General features: G+C 37.0%; 13 protein-coding genes. 4 read left to right on the forward strand and 9 right to left on the reverse strand.

Annotated features, from left to right (window positions below):
- The first annotated feature begins 341 nt into the window (after positions 1–341).
- Entirely contained in the window at positions 342–1,649 is a 1,308-nt protein-coding gene (locus tag BLT04_RS01405) for a DEAD/DEAH box helicase (protein WP_089752955.1), read from the forward strand.
- A gap of 75 nt (positions 1,650–1,724) precedes the next feature.
- Here BLT04_RS01405 and BLT04_RS01410 read toward each other — a convergent pair whose 3' ends face one another.
- Entirely contained in the window at positions 1,725–2,618 is an 894-nt protein-coding gene (locus tag BLT04_RS01410; protein WP_089752957.1) for an SMP-30/gluconolactonase/LRE family protein, read from the reverse strand.
- Positions 2,619–2,794: 176 nt separating this feature from the next.
- Here BLT04_RS01410 and BLT04_RS01415 point away from each other — a divergent pair, with 176 nt between their 5' ends.
- On the forward strand, positions 2,795–3,139 hold the full coding sequence (locus BLT04_RS01415) for a MerR family transcriptional regulator (RefSeq protein WP_089752959.1): 345 nt from the start codon (positions 2,795–2,797) through the stop codon (positions 3,137–3,139).
- 92 nt (positions 3,140–3,231) lie between these two features.
- Positions 3,232–4,518 (forward strand): ComEA family DNA-binding protein, encoded by a 1,287-nt coding sequence (locus BLT04_RS01420; protein ID WP_089752961.1) that lies wholly within the window; start codon positions 3,232–3,234, stop codon positions 4,516–4,518.
- A gap of 148 nt (positions 4,519–4,666) precedes the next feature.
- Here the strand turns inward: BLT04_RS01420 and rluF are convergent, their stop codons facing one another.
- The 6 genes from rluF to BLT04_RS01450 all read right to left on the reverse strand — a co-directional run bounded on the left by rluF (position 4,667) and on the right by BLT04_RS01450 (position 8,912).
- Positions 4,667–5,389 carry a 23S rRNA pseudouridine(2604) synthase RluF gene (gene rluF, locus BLT04_RS01425; protein WP_089752963.1) on the reverse strand — a complete coding sequence of 241 codons (723 nt, stop codon included), beginning with the start codon at positions 5,387–5,389 and terminating at the stop codon, positions 4,667–4,669.
- Positions 5,389–5,883, reverse strand: coding sequence for a hypothetical protein (locus BLT04_RS01430; protein WP_139166198.1), 495 nt, complete (start codon positions 5,881–5,883; stop codon positions 5,389–5,391). The genes rluF and BLT04_RS01430 overlap by 1 nt, the downstream gene beginning before the upstream one ends.
- Positions 5,884–5,963: 80 nt before the next feature.
- Positions 5,964–6,662, reverse strand: coding sequence for a tRNA pseudouridine(55) synthase TruB (truB, locus tag BLT04_RS01435; protein WP_089752967.1), 699 nt, complete (start codon positions 6,660–6,662; stop codon positions 5,964–5,966).
- 60 nt (positions 6,663–6,722) lie between these two features.
- Entirely contained in the window at positions 6,723–7,541 is an 819-nt protein-coding gene (locus BLT04_RS01440) for an undecaprenyl-diphosphate phosphatase (RefSeq protein WP_089752970.1), read from the reverse strand.
- 171 nt (positions 7,542–7,712) lie between these two features.
- Positions 7,713–8,009 carry a DUF3098 domain-containing protein gene (locus tag BLT04_RS01445; RefSeq protein ID WP_089752972.1) on the reverse strand — a complete coding sequence of 99 codons (297 nt, stop codon included), beginning with the start codon at positions 8,007–8,009 and terminating at the stop codon, positions 7,713–7,715.
- Positions 8,010–8,012: 3 nt separating this feature from the next.
- Entirely contained in the window at positions 8,013–8,912 is a 900-nt protein-coding gene (locus tag BLT04_RS01450) for a cell division protein FtsX (protein ID WP_089752975.1), read from the reverse strand.
- 91 nt (positions 8,913–9,003) lie between these two features.
- Between BLT04_RS01450 and rsmA the strand changes: the two genes are divergently transcribed.
- Positions 9,004–9,774 (forward strand): 16S rRNA (adenine(1518)-N(6)/adenine(1519)-N(6))-dimethyltransferase RsmA, encoded by a 771-nt coding sequence (rsmA, locus tag BLT04_RS01455; protein WP_089752977.1) that lies wholly within the window; start codon positions 9,004–9,006, stop codon positions 9,772–9,774.
- Between the two features lie 71 nt (positions 9,775–9,845).
- On the opposite strand, the gene BLT04_RS01460 is transcribed toward rsmA, so the two are convergent.
- Complete coding sequence (locus BLT04_RS01460) at positions 9,846–12,203, reverse strand: choice-of-anchor L domain-containing protein (RefSeq protein WP_089752979.1); 2,358 nt, start codon at positions 12,201–12,203, stop codon at positions 9,846–9,848.
- Positions 12,204–12,309: 106 nt separating this feature from the next.
- Positions 12,310–15,891: a choice-of-anchor L domain-containing protein gene (locus BLT04_RS01465; protein WP_089752981.1), complete on the reverse strand. Its 3,582-nt coding sequence runs from the start codon at positions 15,889–15,891 to the stop codon at positions 12,310–12,312.
- Between the last annotated feature and the right edge of the window lie 128 nt (positions 15,892–16,019).

Consider the following 16,019-nt stretch of genomic DNA (forward strand, 5'->3'; position numbering starts at 1 on the left):
CGCCTCAAAGGATAATAAAAACGAGATTGCTTCGTCGCTTCGCTTCTCGCAATGACATACAGGCTAGTTCTCTAATACTTAATTGAAATCTTTTCAGGATGACAAACCGGGTGGATAATGAAGGTATAATATTGATACAACGACAAATACCCTAGCCCCGATTGTAGAGAAAATCCTTTTTTGAAAAAAAAGATTGCAACGGAAAGCGGGAATAGCTCCTGAAAAAGTAAGTAATGAGTAATGATAATTCTTTCACTCCGCTTTGCTCTATTCAGAATGACAGTTATACAAACTAAGCCCTAAATCCTAATTCCTCCTGCCTAATTTATTACCTTTGCAACATGGAATTAGAATCAATATATCAAAAACTGCAGATTCAGGATATGAATCAGATGCAGAAATCTACATATAAAACCACGGAAAACAATCAGGATGTCGTTTTGCTTTCTCCTACAGGTTCGGGGAAAACGCTTGCTTTTCTGTTTCCGGTTCTTCGAAATCTGAAAAAAGACGTTTCAGAAATTCAGGCTTTAATTTTGGTTCCGGCGAGAGAATTGGCATTGCAGATTGAGCAGGTTTTTAAGTCAATGGGAACGGATTTTAAAGTTTCTGTTTGTTATGGAGGTCACGATAAAAAAATTGAGGTTAATAATTTAATTGAAGCTCCGGCGGTTTTGATCGGAACTCCGGGAAGGGTTGTTTATCATTTAAGAAACAGCAATTTTGACCCAAAAACAATTCAGACCCTGGTTTTGGACGAGTTTGACAAGGCTTTGGAATTAGGTTTTCATGAAGATATGGAATTCATTTCCAATTCTCTGAAAGGCCTTTCACAAAGGATTTTAACTTCTGCGACTGCGATGGATGAAATTCCAAAATTTACCGGCTTACAAAATGAAAAGCTTGTTGATTTCCTAAAATTAAGCGAAGTAAAACCGGACATTCAGCTGAGAAAAGTAATGACCATTTCTGAAGAAAAACTGGATACTTTATTTAATTTAATTTGCAAAATCGGAAATAAAAGAACGTTAATTTTCTGCAATCACCGTGAAGCAGTTGACCGTATTTCTGAACTATTGCGAGAAAAAGGAATCGACAGGGAAACCTTTCACGGCGGGATGGAACAGGATGAAAGAGAACGTGCTTTACTGAAATTCAGAAATGATTCTGCAAGAATTTTAATTACAACAGATCTGGCTTCAAGAGGTTTGGACGTTCCCGAAGTTGAATCGATCGTTCATTATCAATTGCCGCCGAAAGAAGATGCTTTTATTCACAGAAACGGCCGTACCGCGAGAATGAATGCTAAAGGTTTTGCTTATTTAATCATGACTACAGAGGAAAATTTTCCTTTCATTAAAAATAATACGCCGGAAGAAAGTGTTGCTGGCTTCAACAAAATTCCTGAGAAAACCCCTTTCCAAACGGTTTACATCAGCGCCGGAAAAAAAGATAAAGTTAATAAAGTGGATATTGTCGGATACCTTATTAAAAAAGGACAGCTTAGAAAGGAAGACATTGGCCTGATCGAAGTAAAAGATACGACTTCGTACGTTGCCGTTTCAAGAAATAAAGTCAAAACATTATTGGATACATTGAGCGCTGAAAAACTGAAAGGTAAGAAGGTGAAAATGGAGGTTGCTTATTAATATTTAAGACTGAGGTTAAGGTTAAGGTTGATGTTAAGATTAAGAGAAGTTTTAGTCTTAATCTTAACCTTAAAATTATTTCACCCCTTTCACCTTTGTCGGTAAAATATATACCGATTTTGAGGCTGTTATGAATAAAGTTTCATTATTTTTCCCTCCAAACGTAACATTTGAAGTCCATTCTTCATCAATCGGAATGTGATAGATTTTTTTGCCTTCCCGGTTAAAAACGTGTACACCTTTTCCTGTAAGATAAAGATTCCCATTTTTATCGAGAGTCATTCCGTCTGAACCCATTTCGCAGAAAAGTCTCTTTTCAGATAATTTTCCTTCGCCTAAAATGTCATAAACGTAAGTTTTTCCGGCTTCAATATCTGAAACATATAATTTTTTAAACTTTTCACTTCCAACAATTCCGTTGGGTTGTTTAAAAGTTTCAATTTTTACAACTCCACCTTCTTTATTCCTGTAATACAAACTTTTATGCGGGATTTCCTGTTTAAAATTCTTCCAATAATCTCTTTCATATAAAGGATCTGTAAAATACATTCCGCCAGCCGCGTCATTCCAAACATCATTTGGCCCGTTAAACCGTTTTCCTTCAAAACCATTTAATAAAACCTGAATTTTTTTATCTTTTGAAATTTTCCAGATTTCACCCTGATCATCGGAACAGGTGATCAGATTATCATCCTTATCGAAATGTGTTCCGTTCGCTCTTCCCGATTTCTCTAAAAATACCTTTACCTGATTGGTTTTCCAGTCCCAAAAATAAATTTTGTCGTTAGGCTGATCGGTAAAATATACATTTCCTTCTTTATCCGAAGACGGGCCTTCCGTAAAACTAAATTTATCGGAAACTTTCTCCGGTTGTACTCCATCATAAAACATGTTGCTATAATTTACTGATTTGCAATTTACTAATGCGAAAACCAAACCAATCAGGCCTGTTTTAATAATATTTTTCATTTTATATTATTTAAAGTGCACAATTTACGAGTTCTCAGACATATTTCTCTTTTTGAGATAATAATATTTTTGGAAATTCTTTTTTAGCTGTAAAAATATCTTTCAGACATTTAACCGCCTCATTATTTGCAGTAAAACTTAAAAAATATTTATCTTTGAATTTTAGGATTTGTAAAATGAAGATAAATTTACCTGATAAACTGTATTATTCAATAGGAGAAGTGGCCAAAGCATTTGATGTAAACACCTCATTGATACGGTATTGGGAGCAGGAATTTCCGATCATCAAGCCTAAAAAGAACAAAAAAGGCAACCGCTATTTCACTCCTGAAGACATTAAAAATCTTCAAATGATTTACCATTTGGTTAAAGAAAAAGGCTATACTCTTGACGGTGCGCGTGTTGCACTGACAACAAACAGTAAAATCTCAGAAACAGTAACCATCATCGACCGCCTGGAATTTGTAAAAGCCGAACTTTTAAAGTTAAAAGATTCTTTAACAGAAAAGGATTCTGAATAATTTTTTAAGTAATTCCGCTTATTTCTATCATAAAATAATACACTTCTCCGTACACATTGCTTTGGATTTATTAAATCATTAAGTTTGCAGCGATGAAAAAAAATTACTACCAAAAAGTAACACTTTTAGGAGTGTTATTAATTTTCCTATTCGGGTTTCAAAAATATACAGGCACAGAAAATGATAACTTTCCGGCGGTAAAGTTTGCTTCTGAAAATATAAATTCAGTAACGATTTCTGAATTTGACCCCAACGAGCTTGACCAAAAACAGTGGCAAAAGCTAGGTTTCTCGGAAAAACAAACCGAAACTATTTTAAAATACAAAACAATTGTCGGCGGAAAATTTACTTCAAAAGAACAGCTCAAAAAATGCTATGCCGTTTCAGCAGATAAATTCGCAGAACTAGAGTCTTTTATCTTGCTTCCGGAAAGCAGTAAATCCGGTGATTTTAAAAGCTTTGAGAAGAAATCAATTGTTGTTGTAAAAAGGTTCAATCCCGATCAATCTACCGCTCAAGACTGGATTAAAATGGGATTTTCTGAAAAGCAGGCGGAAGCTATTTTAAAATATAAAAATTATTTAGGTGGAAGCTTTATAAGTAAGGAAAAATTCAAAGAATGTTTTATCATTAATGAAGAAAATTATCAAAAATTAGCGTCTTATTTAATTTTACCTGAAAAAACACCTGCAAATTTTAAAAGCTTTAATAAAAACTTTTCTAATGAGAAGCAAAAAATCCAATACCGCAATTTTGATCCGAATTCTTTAGATATTGATGGCTGGAAAACGCTTGGATTCTCTGATAAACAGGCAAATACAATTGTCAATTATCGTGGCCGAATTCTGAGGGGAAGCTTTAAAAATTTAGAAGACATTCAGAAATGTTTTGTGATTTCTGCGGAGAAATTTGCAGAATTAAAGCCTTTTATTAAATTAAATCAAACTTCGTCTACTAATACCGCTCAAAAAAATGAACCCAAACAAGAGAAAACCGATTTCTCAAAGCTTGATTTAAACACCATTACTTTCAGACAGCTTCTAGAATTTGGTCTGGATGAAAGAAGTGCAGGTTCTATGATCGGTTTCAGGAAAAAACTTGGCGGTTTTGTGAATAAAGAGCAGATTTTACAGACTTACAATATTGATAAGGATTTGGTCGAAAAATTATTATCCATTTGTGCGTTAAATTCATCGGGCGTGCAAAAATACACTTTGATTGATGCGCCCGAAGATTGGCTGAAAAATCATCCGTATTTTAAATATTCTGCAGATAAAATTATTTATTACAGAGTGAGTAATCCTGATGACAGAAAAATATGGAAATTGTTGAAAGTAAAACCTGAATATGAGGCGAGAATGAGGCTTTATTTGAAATGATAATTGTTTCTACTGAATGCTTCGACAAGCTCAGCATGACAACGCTAAAAAATACGTTATAATAAAACGGTTAGTAATAGAGATATCATGCTGAGCTTGTCTAAACAAAACAACTCATAACTCATCATTTATAACTCAAAACTTATAACTAATCCACCGTTTTACTGGAATCTTCCAACAGCTTATTCAATGTAGAAAGCTCATCATCAGTTAGATCTCTCCATTTTCCAATCGGGAGATCTAATTTTATATTCATGATACGGATTCTCTTCAGCTTCTTTACATCATAGCCAAGATATTCGCACATTCTGCGGATCTGTCTGTTTAAACCTTGCGTAAGAACAATCCTGAAGGTCATATCATCGATCTTTTCTACTTCACATTTTTTTGTGACCGTATCTAAAATCGGAACTCCGTTTCGCATTTTTTCCAGGAACTTTGGGTTGATCGGCTTGTCAACTCTTACTAAATATTCTTTTTCGTGATTATTTCTCGCTCTTAGAATTTTATTTACAATATCTCCGTCACTGGTTAAAAGAATTAGTCCTTCACTCGGTTTATCCAATCTCCCGATTGGAAAAATTCTTTTTGGATGATTAATGTAATCGATAATATTATCCAGTTCACGTTTCGTATCTGTTGTACAAACGATGCCGACAGGTTTGTTGAAGGCAATGTAAATAGGCTTATCCTGAGGCTCACGAATTGGTTTTCCGTCAACTTCTACAACATCTTCATCGGAAACTTTTGTTCCCATTTCAGGAACCAGACCGTTGATTTTTATTCTGCCTTCTTCCAAAAGCTTGTCCGCCGCCCTTCTTGAGCAGTAGCCAACTTCTGATAAATATTTATTGATACGCGTTTTTTCCATTAATCTATACCGTAAGCTGTATAATTTTTATTGCTGAAAATAGTAATTCCGTAACTTAATCCTATAAAAAATGGATGAGAATTACCTAGTTTATGTCCTTCAAAAATAATTCCTCCTTCCTGGCTTAGCCTTTTTGAAAAAGAAACCTGCATTCCAAGCCTTGCTCCCCAAAATTCGGAATTTGAAACTACAGAATTATTGATCTGTTTGCCGTAATTCGCTTCAATATAAAAAGGCCTGTCGCCGGGAGCGAAAATAATTTTCGGCTGAATCACCCAATACACCAAATGATAATTATCTTCTATAAAATTATATCTCAGCCCTGTTCCGAGTGCAAAGTTAGGAAGAAAATTATAACCTCCAATCGCCGTTATTCCATAAGTGAGCTTATGATCCGGTGAAGGTTGTACATATTGGGAATTGTGATCATAATTATCTTTTTCCTTAAACAGATTATATACTACATGAATTGAAGGATTAAAATAAAAATCCATTTTTGGTTTTTTATTTTCAGTATTTTGTGCTGAAAAATTCAAATAATTAATTAAAACAAAAAGTAAAGCTAATTTTTTTATCATTTATTTTCAAATCTGAAATCATTTTCAAGGAATTTTTCCGTTGCATCCTCTATTTTGTACTCTCCAATTTTAGTACGTCTCAGCTGCGTCAAATAAGCGCCAACACCCAATTCCTGACCAATATCGTGTGCAAGGCTACGAATATATGTTCCCTTTGAGCATCCCACCGTAAAACTTACCAAAGGAAGATCAATTTTAACATCTTTGATATAAAGAATTGTAGTTTTCCTCGACTTCATTTCAACCTCTTCTCCTGCTCGGGCAAGATTGTAGGCTCTTTTTCCATCGATTTTTATAGCTGAGAATACAGGCGGTTTTTGATCAATCTCACCAATAAATTTTTCTAAAGCCTCATTAATTTGTTCTTCTGTAACGTGGGAAAAATCCTGCTGTAAAATTTCGGGCTTTTCGGTGTCATAGCTTTCGGTTTGGACTCCAATTTTTATTTCTGTCCAATATTCTTTTGGAGCGTCCTGTATTTCAGGGATTTTCTTGGTGAATTTTCCGCAACATACAATTAAAAGCCCTGTCGCTCGTGGATCCAGCGTTCCCGCGTGACCTATTTTAAACTTTTTAGGAAGATTAAACTCTCTTTTAAGTTTATATTTCAATTTATTAACCGCCTGAAATGAAGTCCAATCCAAGGGTTTGTCTAATAAAAAAATGTGTCCGGATTGTAAATCTTCTGCAGTCATTGGTTATGAGTAATAAATAATGGGTAATGAATAATTTTGAGAATATTTTTCTTTTAAAGTCTATTTAAACCAATAGAAATAAATCAACAAAGCTATTCCCACAAAAATACGATACCATCCCCAAGGCCTAAAACCGTATTTATTTAAAACCCCGATAAAAGCTTTAATCGCAATTAATGCAACGATGAATGCAACCACATTTCCGACAATAAAAATCGTAATGTGATCTTGTGATGCCATGATCATTTCGTATCCTTTTTGAGGCGTTGCCGTGCCTTTTCCCCAAGTTTTCAGAAAAACCGAATAAACTGTTACCGCCAACATGGTAGGAACTGCCAAGAAGAAAGAAAATTCTGCAGCAGCTTTTCTCGTTAAGCCCTGAGACATTCCACCGATGATAGAAGCTGCACTCCTACTCGTCCCTGGCATCATGGCAAGACATTGCCAGAAACCGATTGTGATGGCTTTTCTTATCGAAATTCCTTTTTCATCATCGATTTTCGGATTTTTAAACCATTTATCTGCAAATAATAAAATAACTCCTCCCAAGACCAACACTGCCGAAATGGCAATTTGATTTCCGAGAACAGCTTCAATTTTATCATCAAATAAATATCCCAAAACCAAAGCCGGAACTACCGCAAAAGCCAGTTTATAATAAAATTTAATATTACTGAAATCAAAGAATTTTTTCCAATATGCCACTACGACAGACAAAATCGCTCCAAATTGAATGGAAACCTGAAACATTTTCAAAAATTCGTCTTCTGGCAAGCCCATCAGATTGGCGGTAAAACCCATATGTGCGGTAGAAGAGATCGGCAGATATTCCGTCAGGCCTTCTATAATGGCAATAATAATTGCTTTGATTAAATCCATAATTATTTAAATTAAAAGATTAAAAAATTTAAATACTAAAGATTAGACTACGATTAAATACTAATTAAAATATAAACCAGAGAATAAATTCATCTGTTTAATTATTACTATTTAATTCTGTAAATCAATAAATTCTTTAACTATTTAAATTTTTTAATCTTTAAATACGTTTTACTTTCTTTTTAAAATTGCGTACACTTCGATTACAAAACCTATTACCACAAATAATGGGGCAATTCTGATTCTGCGGATAGAAAAAATACCGTCATTCCAAGCGTTCGGGTCTAGTTTTCCATCGACTGTATTAGCGTCTGATCCCATCATTAAAAGGAATCCGACAACGATGAATGCTAAACCGATCAGCATCCATTTAAAGTTCTGCTGTCCGAAATAGAAAGTGCCTTCCTGCTGAACTTCAGTTTCTTTACCGAAATCTGATGCGGAAAATTTATTTGTTTTTTTGCTCATTTTTTAAGAGTAATATAAATCGTCAACGTTTGATTTTAAGAATCTCCAGGTTGCTACAACCGTGCTCAGAACCGTAATAAAAACTCCGACTCCAAAGACCAGTAACACCAGCCAGAAATATTGCTTGTTATCCTGTACGAATTCTGATCCGATTTGGCTTGTGAAGTAATACCAGACTCCAAATAATGCTAAAAGACCGATTACAGAACCAATCGCTCCCAAGATCACAGCTTCTACGATGAAGGGTTTAAGAATAAATCTTCTTTTGGCGCCCACCAACTGCATTGTTTTGATAATGAATCTTTTAGAGAATATCTTCAAACGAATTGAGTTGTTAATTAAAACCACTGCCAATACTAAAAACAGCACCGAGAATCCTAAGATCCATTTTAAAATCCTGTTCAGATTATTGTAAACTCCCACCATCAAAGTGCTGTCATTCTTCACATCTACAATCCCCGGAACAGATTTAATGATCTTTATGGCTTCATCAATTTTTGCAGGGTCAACATATTCAGGTTTTAGAGCAACTTCTATCGATGAAGGGAAAATATTTTCCTCAAAAAGCGCATCACTGTCAATCCCCATGCTTATTTTAGCTTCCTTTGCAGCAGCTTCTCTGGAGATGTAGGTCGCTCTTTTTACAGGAGCCAAAGTCTGTACTTTTTTAAAAGTTTCTTCTTCCAGTTTTACAATTTTTACGGAATCTTTAGCATCGTAATTTTGATCAAAGTATGCGTTTACCACAAGCTGTTCTTTGATATAATCGGAATATTTCTGAGCATTAATTAAAATAAGCCCCATTAATCCCAACAAAAATAACACTAAGGCGATACTAATTACTACCGTAATATTGCTAGACCTAAGCCTTTTCTTATTAAATTCATCTACAGATTTAGCCATTAATATTAAAATTTTTGGCTAAAATAGAAAAAAACTTCCGAAATTTGGGGAGAATTCCAGAAAATCATTGTTAATAAAATCATAAAAAACTTTGAGTGTAAAAGCAAAAAAACATCTTGGTCAACACTTTTTGACAGATGAAAACATCGCAAGAAAAATCGTAGAAGGCTTAAGCTTTGAAAACTACAAAAGTGTAATGGAGGTGGGACCCGGGATGGGTGTTCTTACCAAATATCTCCTTGAAAAAGATCAGGATATCTACCTTGCAGAAATTGACAATGAGTCGATAGAATACTTAAAAAAGAACTATTCTAAGATCACCGAACAGACGTTTGTAGGTGACTTTCTCAAGCAGGATTTTAATTTTATCAATGGGGAACAAATTGCTATTATTGGCAATTTCCCTTATAATATCTCTTCGCAGATCTTATTTAAAATCATTGATTATTACGGGATCGTTCCCGAAATGGTCGGAATGTTTCAGAAGGAAGTTGCGGAAAGAACGGCAGCAGTTCCGAGAACGAAAGACTACGGAATTCTCTCTGTTTTGGTGCAGGCTTACTACGATGTTTCGTATCTGTTTACAGTACACGAAAACGTCTTTAATCCGCCACCAAAAGTAAAATCGGGAGTTATCAGACTGACAAGAAATCCTAAAGAAGGCTTAGCCGGAAATGAGGTTTTATTTAAGCAGATTGTAAAAACAGGATTTAACCAAAGGAGAAAAAAGCTTTCCAATGCATTAAAATCCATGAACATTCCTGAAGCATTGAAAACCCATGAATTTATGGATAAAAGAGCGGAAGAACTGAGTGTGGCAGACTTCATCCAGTTTACCATTCTCTGGAAAGAAAATCAATAAATTTTTCGTTAAAAATTAAAAAAAGCCTTTCAATATTGAAAGGCTTTTTTGTATTTACATTATCTATTTAATTATTCTCTGTTTTTCAACATGATCCATCCGGACCAGTTCATCTGAGCTTTTGATTTTGGATATTCAAAATTAAACTTATACCAATAGGTAGCGGTCGGCAATTTTTTACCTCCTACAGTTCCGTCCCAAATTGGTGTCTGTTTTGTAAATCTGAACATCTCGGAACCATATCTGTCATAAATAGATCCTGTGAAGTTTTTAAAGTCTCCAAGAGCCGTAAGATCTAATGTATCATTGATACCGTCCTGGTTTGGCGTGATGATATTTGAGATATTCAATGTGTAGAATTCTAATGCTCCCACACAATGTGTTCCCTGAATTCTCACCTGAATATGGTACGTTGTATTATTCTGCAATCCCGGGAATACATTTGATGTCTGCCAATTAATACCTCCGTCAACGGAATATTCTAAAGTTCCCTGAATATGGTTAATCGGTGGGTTCTCAGCAGTGATTGTCAATGTATTACTTCCATAATTAATATTCGTTACGAAAGGTGATGCCGCAGCCTGAACATGTACCGTGAACGTTTTTTCACAATATCCGTTTTTAATTGTTACGGTATAAATACCCAATTGATCTACTGAAATGGTTTGTGTAACATCTCCCGTACTCCATAAATACGAGTAATTTGGTCCTGATCCCGCGTCTAATATCAACCTGTCCCCCTGACACATTTCAATGTCTTGTAATGGAGACGTGATTTCCGGTACAACTTCTACCGTGATCGTTGCAGGCTGTAAGGACTGGCATCCTTTTGCACCGATTGCGTACACTGTGAATGTTGTTGTTTGATATAACGTAACTGACTGTGTATTCCCTGTTCCCGTGAAATTATTCCATAAATAGGTAACACCACCCGTTGCTGTAAGATCTACTGTATCACCGGGACATATTTTTATTTTTGATGCTACAACGTGAGCTGTTGGCGTAGCTTCTTTTAATAAAGTTAATTTAACTAATTTGCTACAGAACCCTCCATTGGAAACCACGACATATAAAATCTGGCCGTCATTACCTACATAATTTAAAATATTCTGAATATAATTATTATTTTGGGCTACAGCATCTGCCTGATTTTCATAAAAATGGAATACCGCTCCCGGCGTTGTACTGATTGACGGCATTGCATTACTCAGGTCAAACCATGTAACATCCGGTGTCGTACAGAGCAGTAAAGAGGCATCCTGGGCGACCGGCGTCTCTCCGCCATGAATGACTATGGTTGCTTTCCCCGGACAAGGATTTCCGGGCACGCTTACTTCAATTGTATATGTTCCGGCCTGAACTGCCGTAATTGTATTGGTAGTAGCTCCCGGTACAAGAGTTCCGTTGAAATACCATTGGTAAAGCAAATTCGGATCACTTACAGAAGCTGTTAAAACTTGTGGTACATTATCACAAACATTAATATCAGAAGGCAAAGTAGCACCGGAAGGGTCTAATAATTCAACACCGATGTTGAAAGATCCCCCTTCCAGGAAAACAGCAGAATCAAAACTACTGTCCAAAGCATCTGCCAACACCATTTTGAAGTGATAAGGCTGCCCCGGAGTTACAGTTGCCGTAGCGGTAAGAGGAACTGTTCTTCCCTGAAAGTTAGTTTCAATATTCGCATTATTAATCCCTCCAAAATATTGAGCATTGATTGGTCCGCAAGAGAAACCATTCCCTGCAGGTACAATGTTGGTAACACTTACAGGTCCTGCGCCACTTGGTAAAACGGCCATATTTACATAAGGCCCACCTGATACAGGTCTCAGCAATAATGCAAATGCATCGGCATATCCTGAACACGGGAAGTTGGACGTATATTCTTCAGAAGCAAATAAATAATTAAATTTTACCTGACTTGAAGTAGGTACAAAGTCAAATTCCAGAATAACACTGTCATATAAAGTACTCGTTGGATTGGTCGCAGCTACCAGGTCAGGATCACTTCCCGTTGGAAGGTCATCACTATTAGTACCTGGGATAAAGTTATTCCCTGCATTTCTTGCATATCCTGTACTAAGAATGATTCCGTCTTTAAATGGAAAAGCTGTGGTTCCTTTATGAAAATATCCCCATGATCTGTTTTGATCGGTAGCCGGTAAATTTGGGCTTACCTGAACGTTAGAAACTTGCGGAGTCACACAAGAGTTAGTTCCTGAAGAGATCAGGACATCCTTTACCAACTGCGTAGGCGTATAAGCAGACTCAGCGTATCCAGGTGCATTCACATCAATAAAAGCACCTGCTTTCATCGTTAAAGATGAAGGCTTTGCCTGAACAGACTTTCTGGACGGTGGATTATTTTGTGCATGAAAAACTGAGGTGACTAAAAAAAAAGAAAACAATAGTAGATATCTCGTCATAATATTTTTGTTTCAACAAATTTAATTTTTTTTTGAATATACCACATACATATTTATCTTTTTTTGTGTTAAAAATTAAAGCCTCCCGAAATCAGGAGGCTTTAATTTAATTTCTATTTTTTAACAAAATCCAGCCGGTACGCAGCTCGAGTTTTTTGCTTGCAGGGTTTTCCCACTGCACTCTGTACCAATAGGTAGCTGTAGGTTGCTTTATACCCCGAATGTTTCCTCTCCAGACCGGTTCGGATTTAGTGGCCTTAAATATTTCCTGTCCGTATCTGTTAAAAATTGATCCCGCAAAACGATTATAATCACTGATTCCTGAGAAATCTATCACATCATTGATTCCGTCATCATTTGGTGTAATGGCATTACTGATCACAAAGGTGTAGTAATCTAAACCGGTGCTGCATTTTGCATCTTTCGTTCTTACTCTTAAATTATAATTGGTATTATTCAACACATTATAAAACATATTTGAAGTCTGCCACGTTATTCCCCCATCAATAGAATATTCTAATATTCCGTTGGTAGGATTGGATGCTGATAATGTTAAAACATGATTATCAAAAACAATATTGGTAAACTGTGGCAATGTAGGGTTTAATAACGAAGCTGTGAATACTTTCGAACAGGTTCCGTTGCTTATCGTCACAGAATATGGTCCCGGAATATTTGTAGAGATCGTAGGTGTCGTTGCGCCCGTGCTCCATAAATAAGTATACCCCGCAGTGAAACCTGCATCTAGAATTCCAAAGTCACCCGCACAAACGTACACATCCTGTAAAGTAGAAGTAATGGCAGGAACTACTTCAATGGTAATTGTAGCAGGATTAATTGAGCTACATCCGTTTCCGCCTAATGCATAAACAGAGTATATTGTTGTAACCGTTGGTGAAACCACCTGCGTATTACCATTACCCGGTAAACCTACCCAGTTATAGGTAATTCCTCCTCCTGCGGTTAATGTAACAGATTCGCCTGCACAGATTTTGGATTTTGAAGCCGCGATCGTGGCTGTTGGCGGACCGACAACTACTGTAACCGTCGCAGGATTTGCAGAAATACATCCATTAGCCCCAACCGCAAAAACAGTATATGTTGTTGTAACTGTTGGAGAAACTACCTGCGTATTTCCTGTTCCCGGAAGGCCGGTCCAGTTGTATGTTGCACCACCTGTTGCAGTCAATGTCACTGATTCGCCCACACAGATCTGAGGCACGGAAGAAGTTAATCCCGCCACCGGAAGCGTTGTATTTTGAGCTACCGTGACCGTTGTTGTGTAGGTACAAGTTAAATTTCCCGGTTGCGTAACATTTGAAACCGTTAAAGTATATGTTCCGCCTGCATTCACAACAGGTGTTAATGTATTTGCTCCTGAAACGATGTTTCCTCCTGTTGTCGTCCATGCGATTGTGGAGCCGGCAGGAATTACCGATGCAGAAGCATTCAGTGTTACCTGAGCTGTGGTACAGGTAATTGTCTGTGGCTGCGCAACCGTTAAGGTTGTTTCAGCGGTTCTTATTAATTGTAAATTGACTACATAGCTACAACCTCCATTTTTCACCAAAACATAAACGGTTTGTCCTGTACTTGGAAAAGTTGTGGGAGCAGCAATTGTATTGGCATTCCCGGCATTGGCATCTGCCTGACTGACATAATAAGTGAAAGTAACTCCCGGCACTGTCGTGATCTGAGGCTGAGCCGAAGTTAAATCAAATATAGTATTTCCGGCTTCGTAGCATTTTAATAATGTTGCGTTTTGCACGGTAATAGGTTGAGAAACCTCAATTGTAATTGTAGCAGGAGTCTGAGAAACACAACCATTTGCCCCAACAGCTGTTACCGTATACGTCGTTGTTGTTGTAGGTGATACAGTTTGTGTAGCCCCTGTTCCCGGTAAGCCTACCCAGTTGTAGGTTGCTCCACCTGAGGCTGTTAACGTAACGGTCTCACCATTACAGATAAGAATTTTCGTTGCCGTTAAAGTTGTTGTCGGAGGGGCACTGTTTCCTGTTACGTTCACAGTTGCCGTTCCTGTACAGGTAACATTTCCGGGTTGGTAAGTATTTGAAATCGTTAAAGTATATGTTCCTGCTGTATTCACAACGGGATTTAATGTGTTTCCGCCTGAAACAATATTTCCACCGCCTGTGGCTGTCCAGCTGAATGTAGAACCCGGAGGATATGTTGACCCCGTAGCATCTAAGGTGATTTGTGAATTGGTACAAGTTAATACCTGCGGAGGGGCAATTGATCCTGTAATTTGTGGAGCTTTCACTAAATTAAGCTCGGCAACTTTAGAACAAAAGCCACTTTTAACCAAAACATAAACCGTCTGACCTCCTGGACTGGAATACGCATTAGGAGCAGCAATGGTGTTTGCATTTCCGGCATTGGCATCCGCCTGGCTTACATAATATGCAAATGTTGCTCCCGGCGTCGTACTTATTGCGCCTTGAGCTGATGTTAGATTAAATATAGCATTTCCCGGAGCATAACAGCTTGTTAATGTAGCATTCTGTACTGTCGGAGAAGTTCCGCCGACGATGGTTACACTTGCCGTTCCCGGACAGGTATTTCCCGGCAGGAAAACCTGAACGGTATAAATTCCCGGCTGTGTTGCTGTATAGGAGCCATTGGTAGCTCCAGGGATAATTCCGTTGTTAAATAACCATTGATAGGTAGCTCCACCCCCCTGAACCGAAGCCGTTAAAACCTGAGGAGCATTATCACAAACATTAATTGATGAAGGAAGCGCTACTCCGGCAGGATTAAGGATCTCAACACCGATATCAAAAGAACCGGCTTCAAGAAAAACTGCGGAATCGAAATTTGAATCCTGAAAATCAGACAATACCATTTTGAAATGATACGTCTGCCCGGGAATTACGGTTGCTGTAGCGGTTAATGGGATTGTACGACCGTCGAAATTCGTTTCGATCTGCGGATTATTCATGCCTGCAAAATAGGCTGCGTTTTTAGGTCCGCAAGGTAAATTCGCCGGGATAATATTCGTTACACTTACAGCTCCTGCTCCAGCTGGTAAAACTGCCAGATTGGTATAAGTAGGATCCCCTACTTTTTTCAGCAATAATGCAAAGGCATCTGAAATGCTACATGTAAAATTTCCCTGATATTCTTTTGAAGCAAACAAATATCTGAAGGTCACCTTTGTAGAGCTCGGTACAAAATCAAATTCAATATAAGTGGCATCTCTAAGATCAGCATTATTTACCCCGATTGCATTAGCCAAATCTATATCTCCCGCTGAAGGCAGAGGGTCACTTAATGTTCCCTGAAAATTATTTCCTGCTTTTCTTGCAAATCCTGTTGTCAGAACGATTCCTTTTGCAAAAGGAAAATTCGTTGTTGCTTTATTGAAATATCCCCAGCTTCTGTTCTGGTCTGTGACTGCTAAATTAGGAGAAACCACTACATTGCTTACGTTCGCCGTAGTACATGTGGAGCCACCGGCAATAAGAACGTCTTTTACTAATTGTGTGATACTATAATTTGACTCCGGATATCCGGCTGCATTTACATCAATAAAAGCACCGGTCTTCATGCTTACCGCTGTAGGTGTTTTAGCTACAACAGTTCTATCCTTCCTTTGTGCAAAAGTAACGGTACTGATGAGTGCTAAAAATAAAGTCAAAAATAAATTTCTTGTCCTCCTATTTAACATTTTATATTATTTTAAACAAAAATACTATTTTTTTCGATTGAATTTCAATTCTATGCAAATTGTCTTATTACTACGATAAACTTATTTCTAATCAAATGTCAATTTCATTACTTAAAAACGAAAAAAGG

The organism is Chryseobacterium soldanellicola (genome assembly GCF_900100115.1).
GTDB lineage: Bacteria > Bacteroidota > Bacteroidia > Flavobacteriales > Weeksellaceae > Chryseobacterium > Chryseobacterium soldanellicola.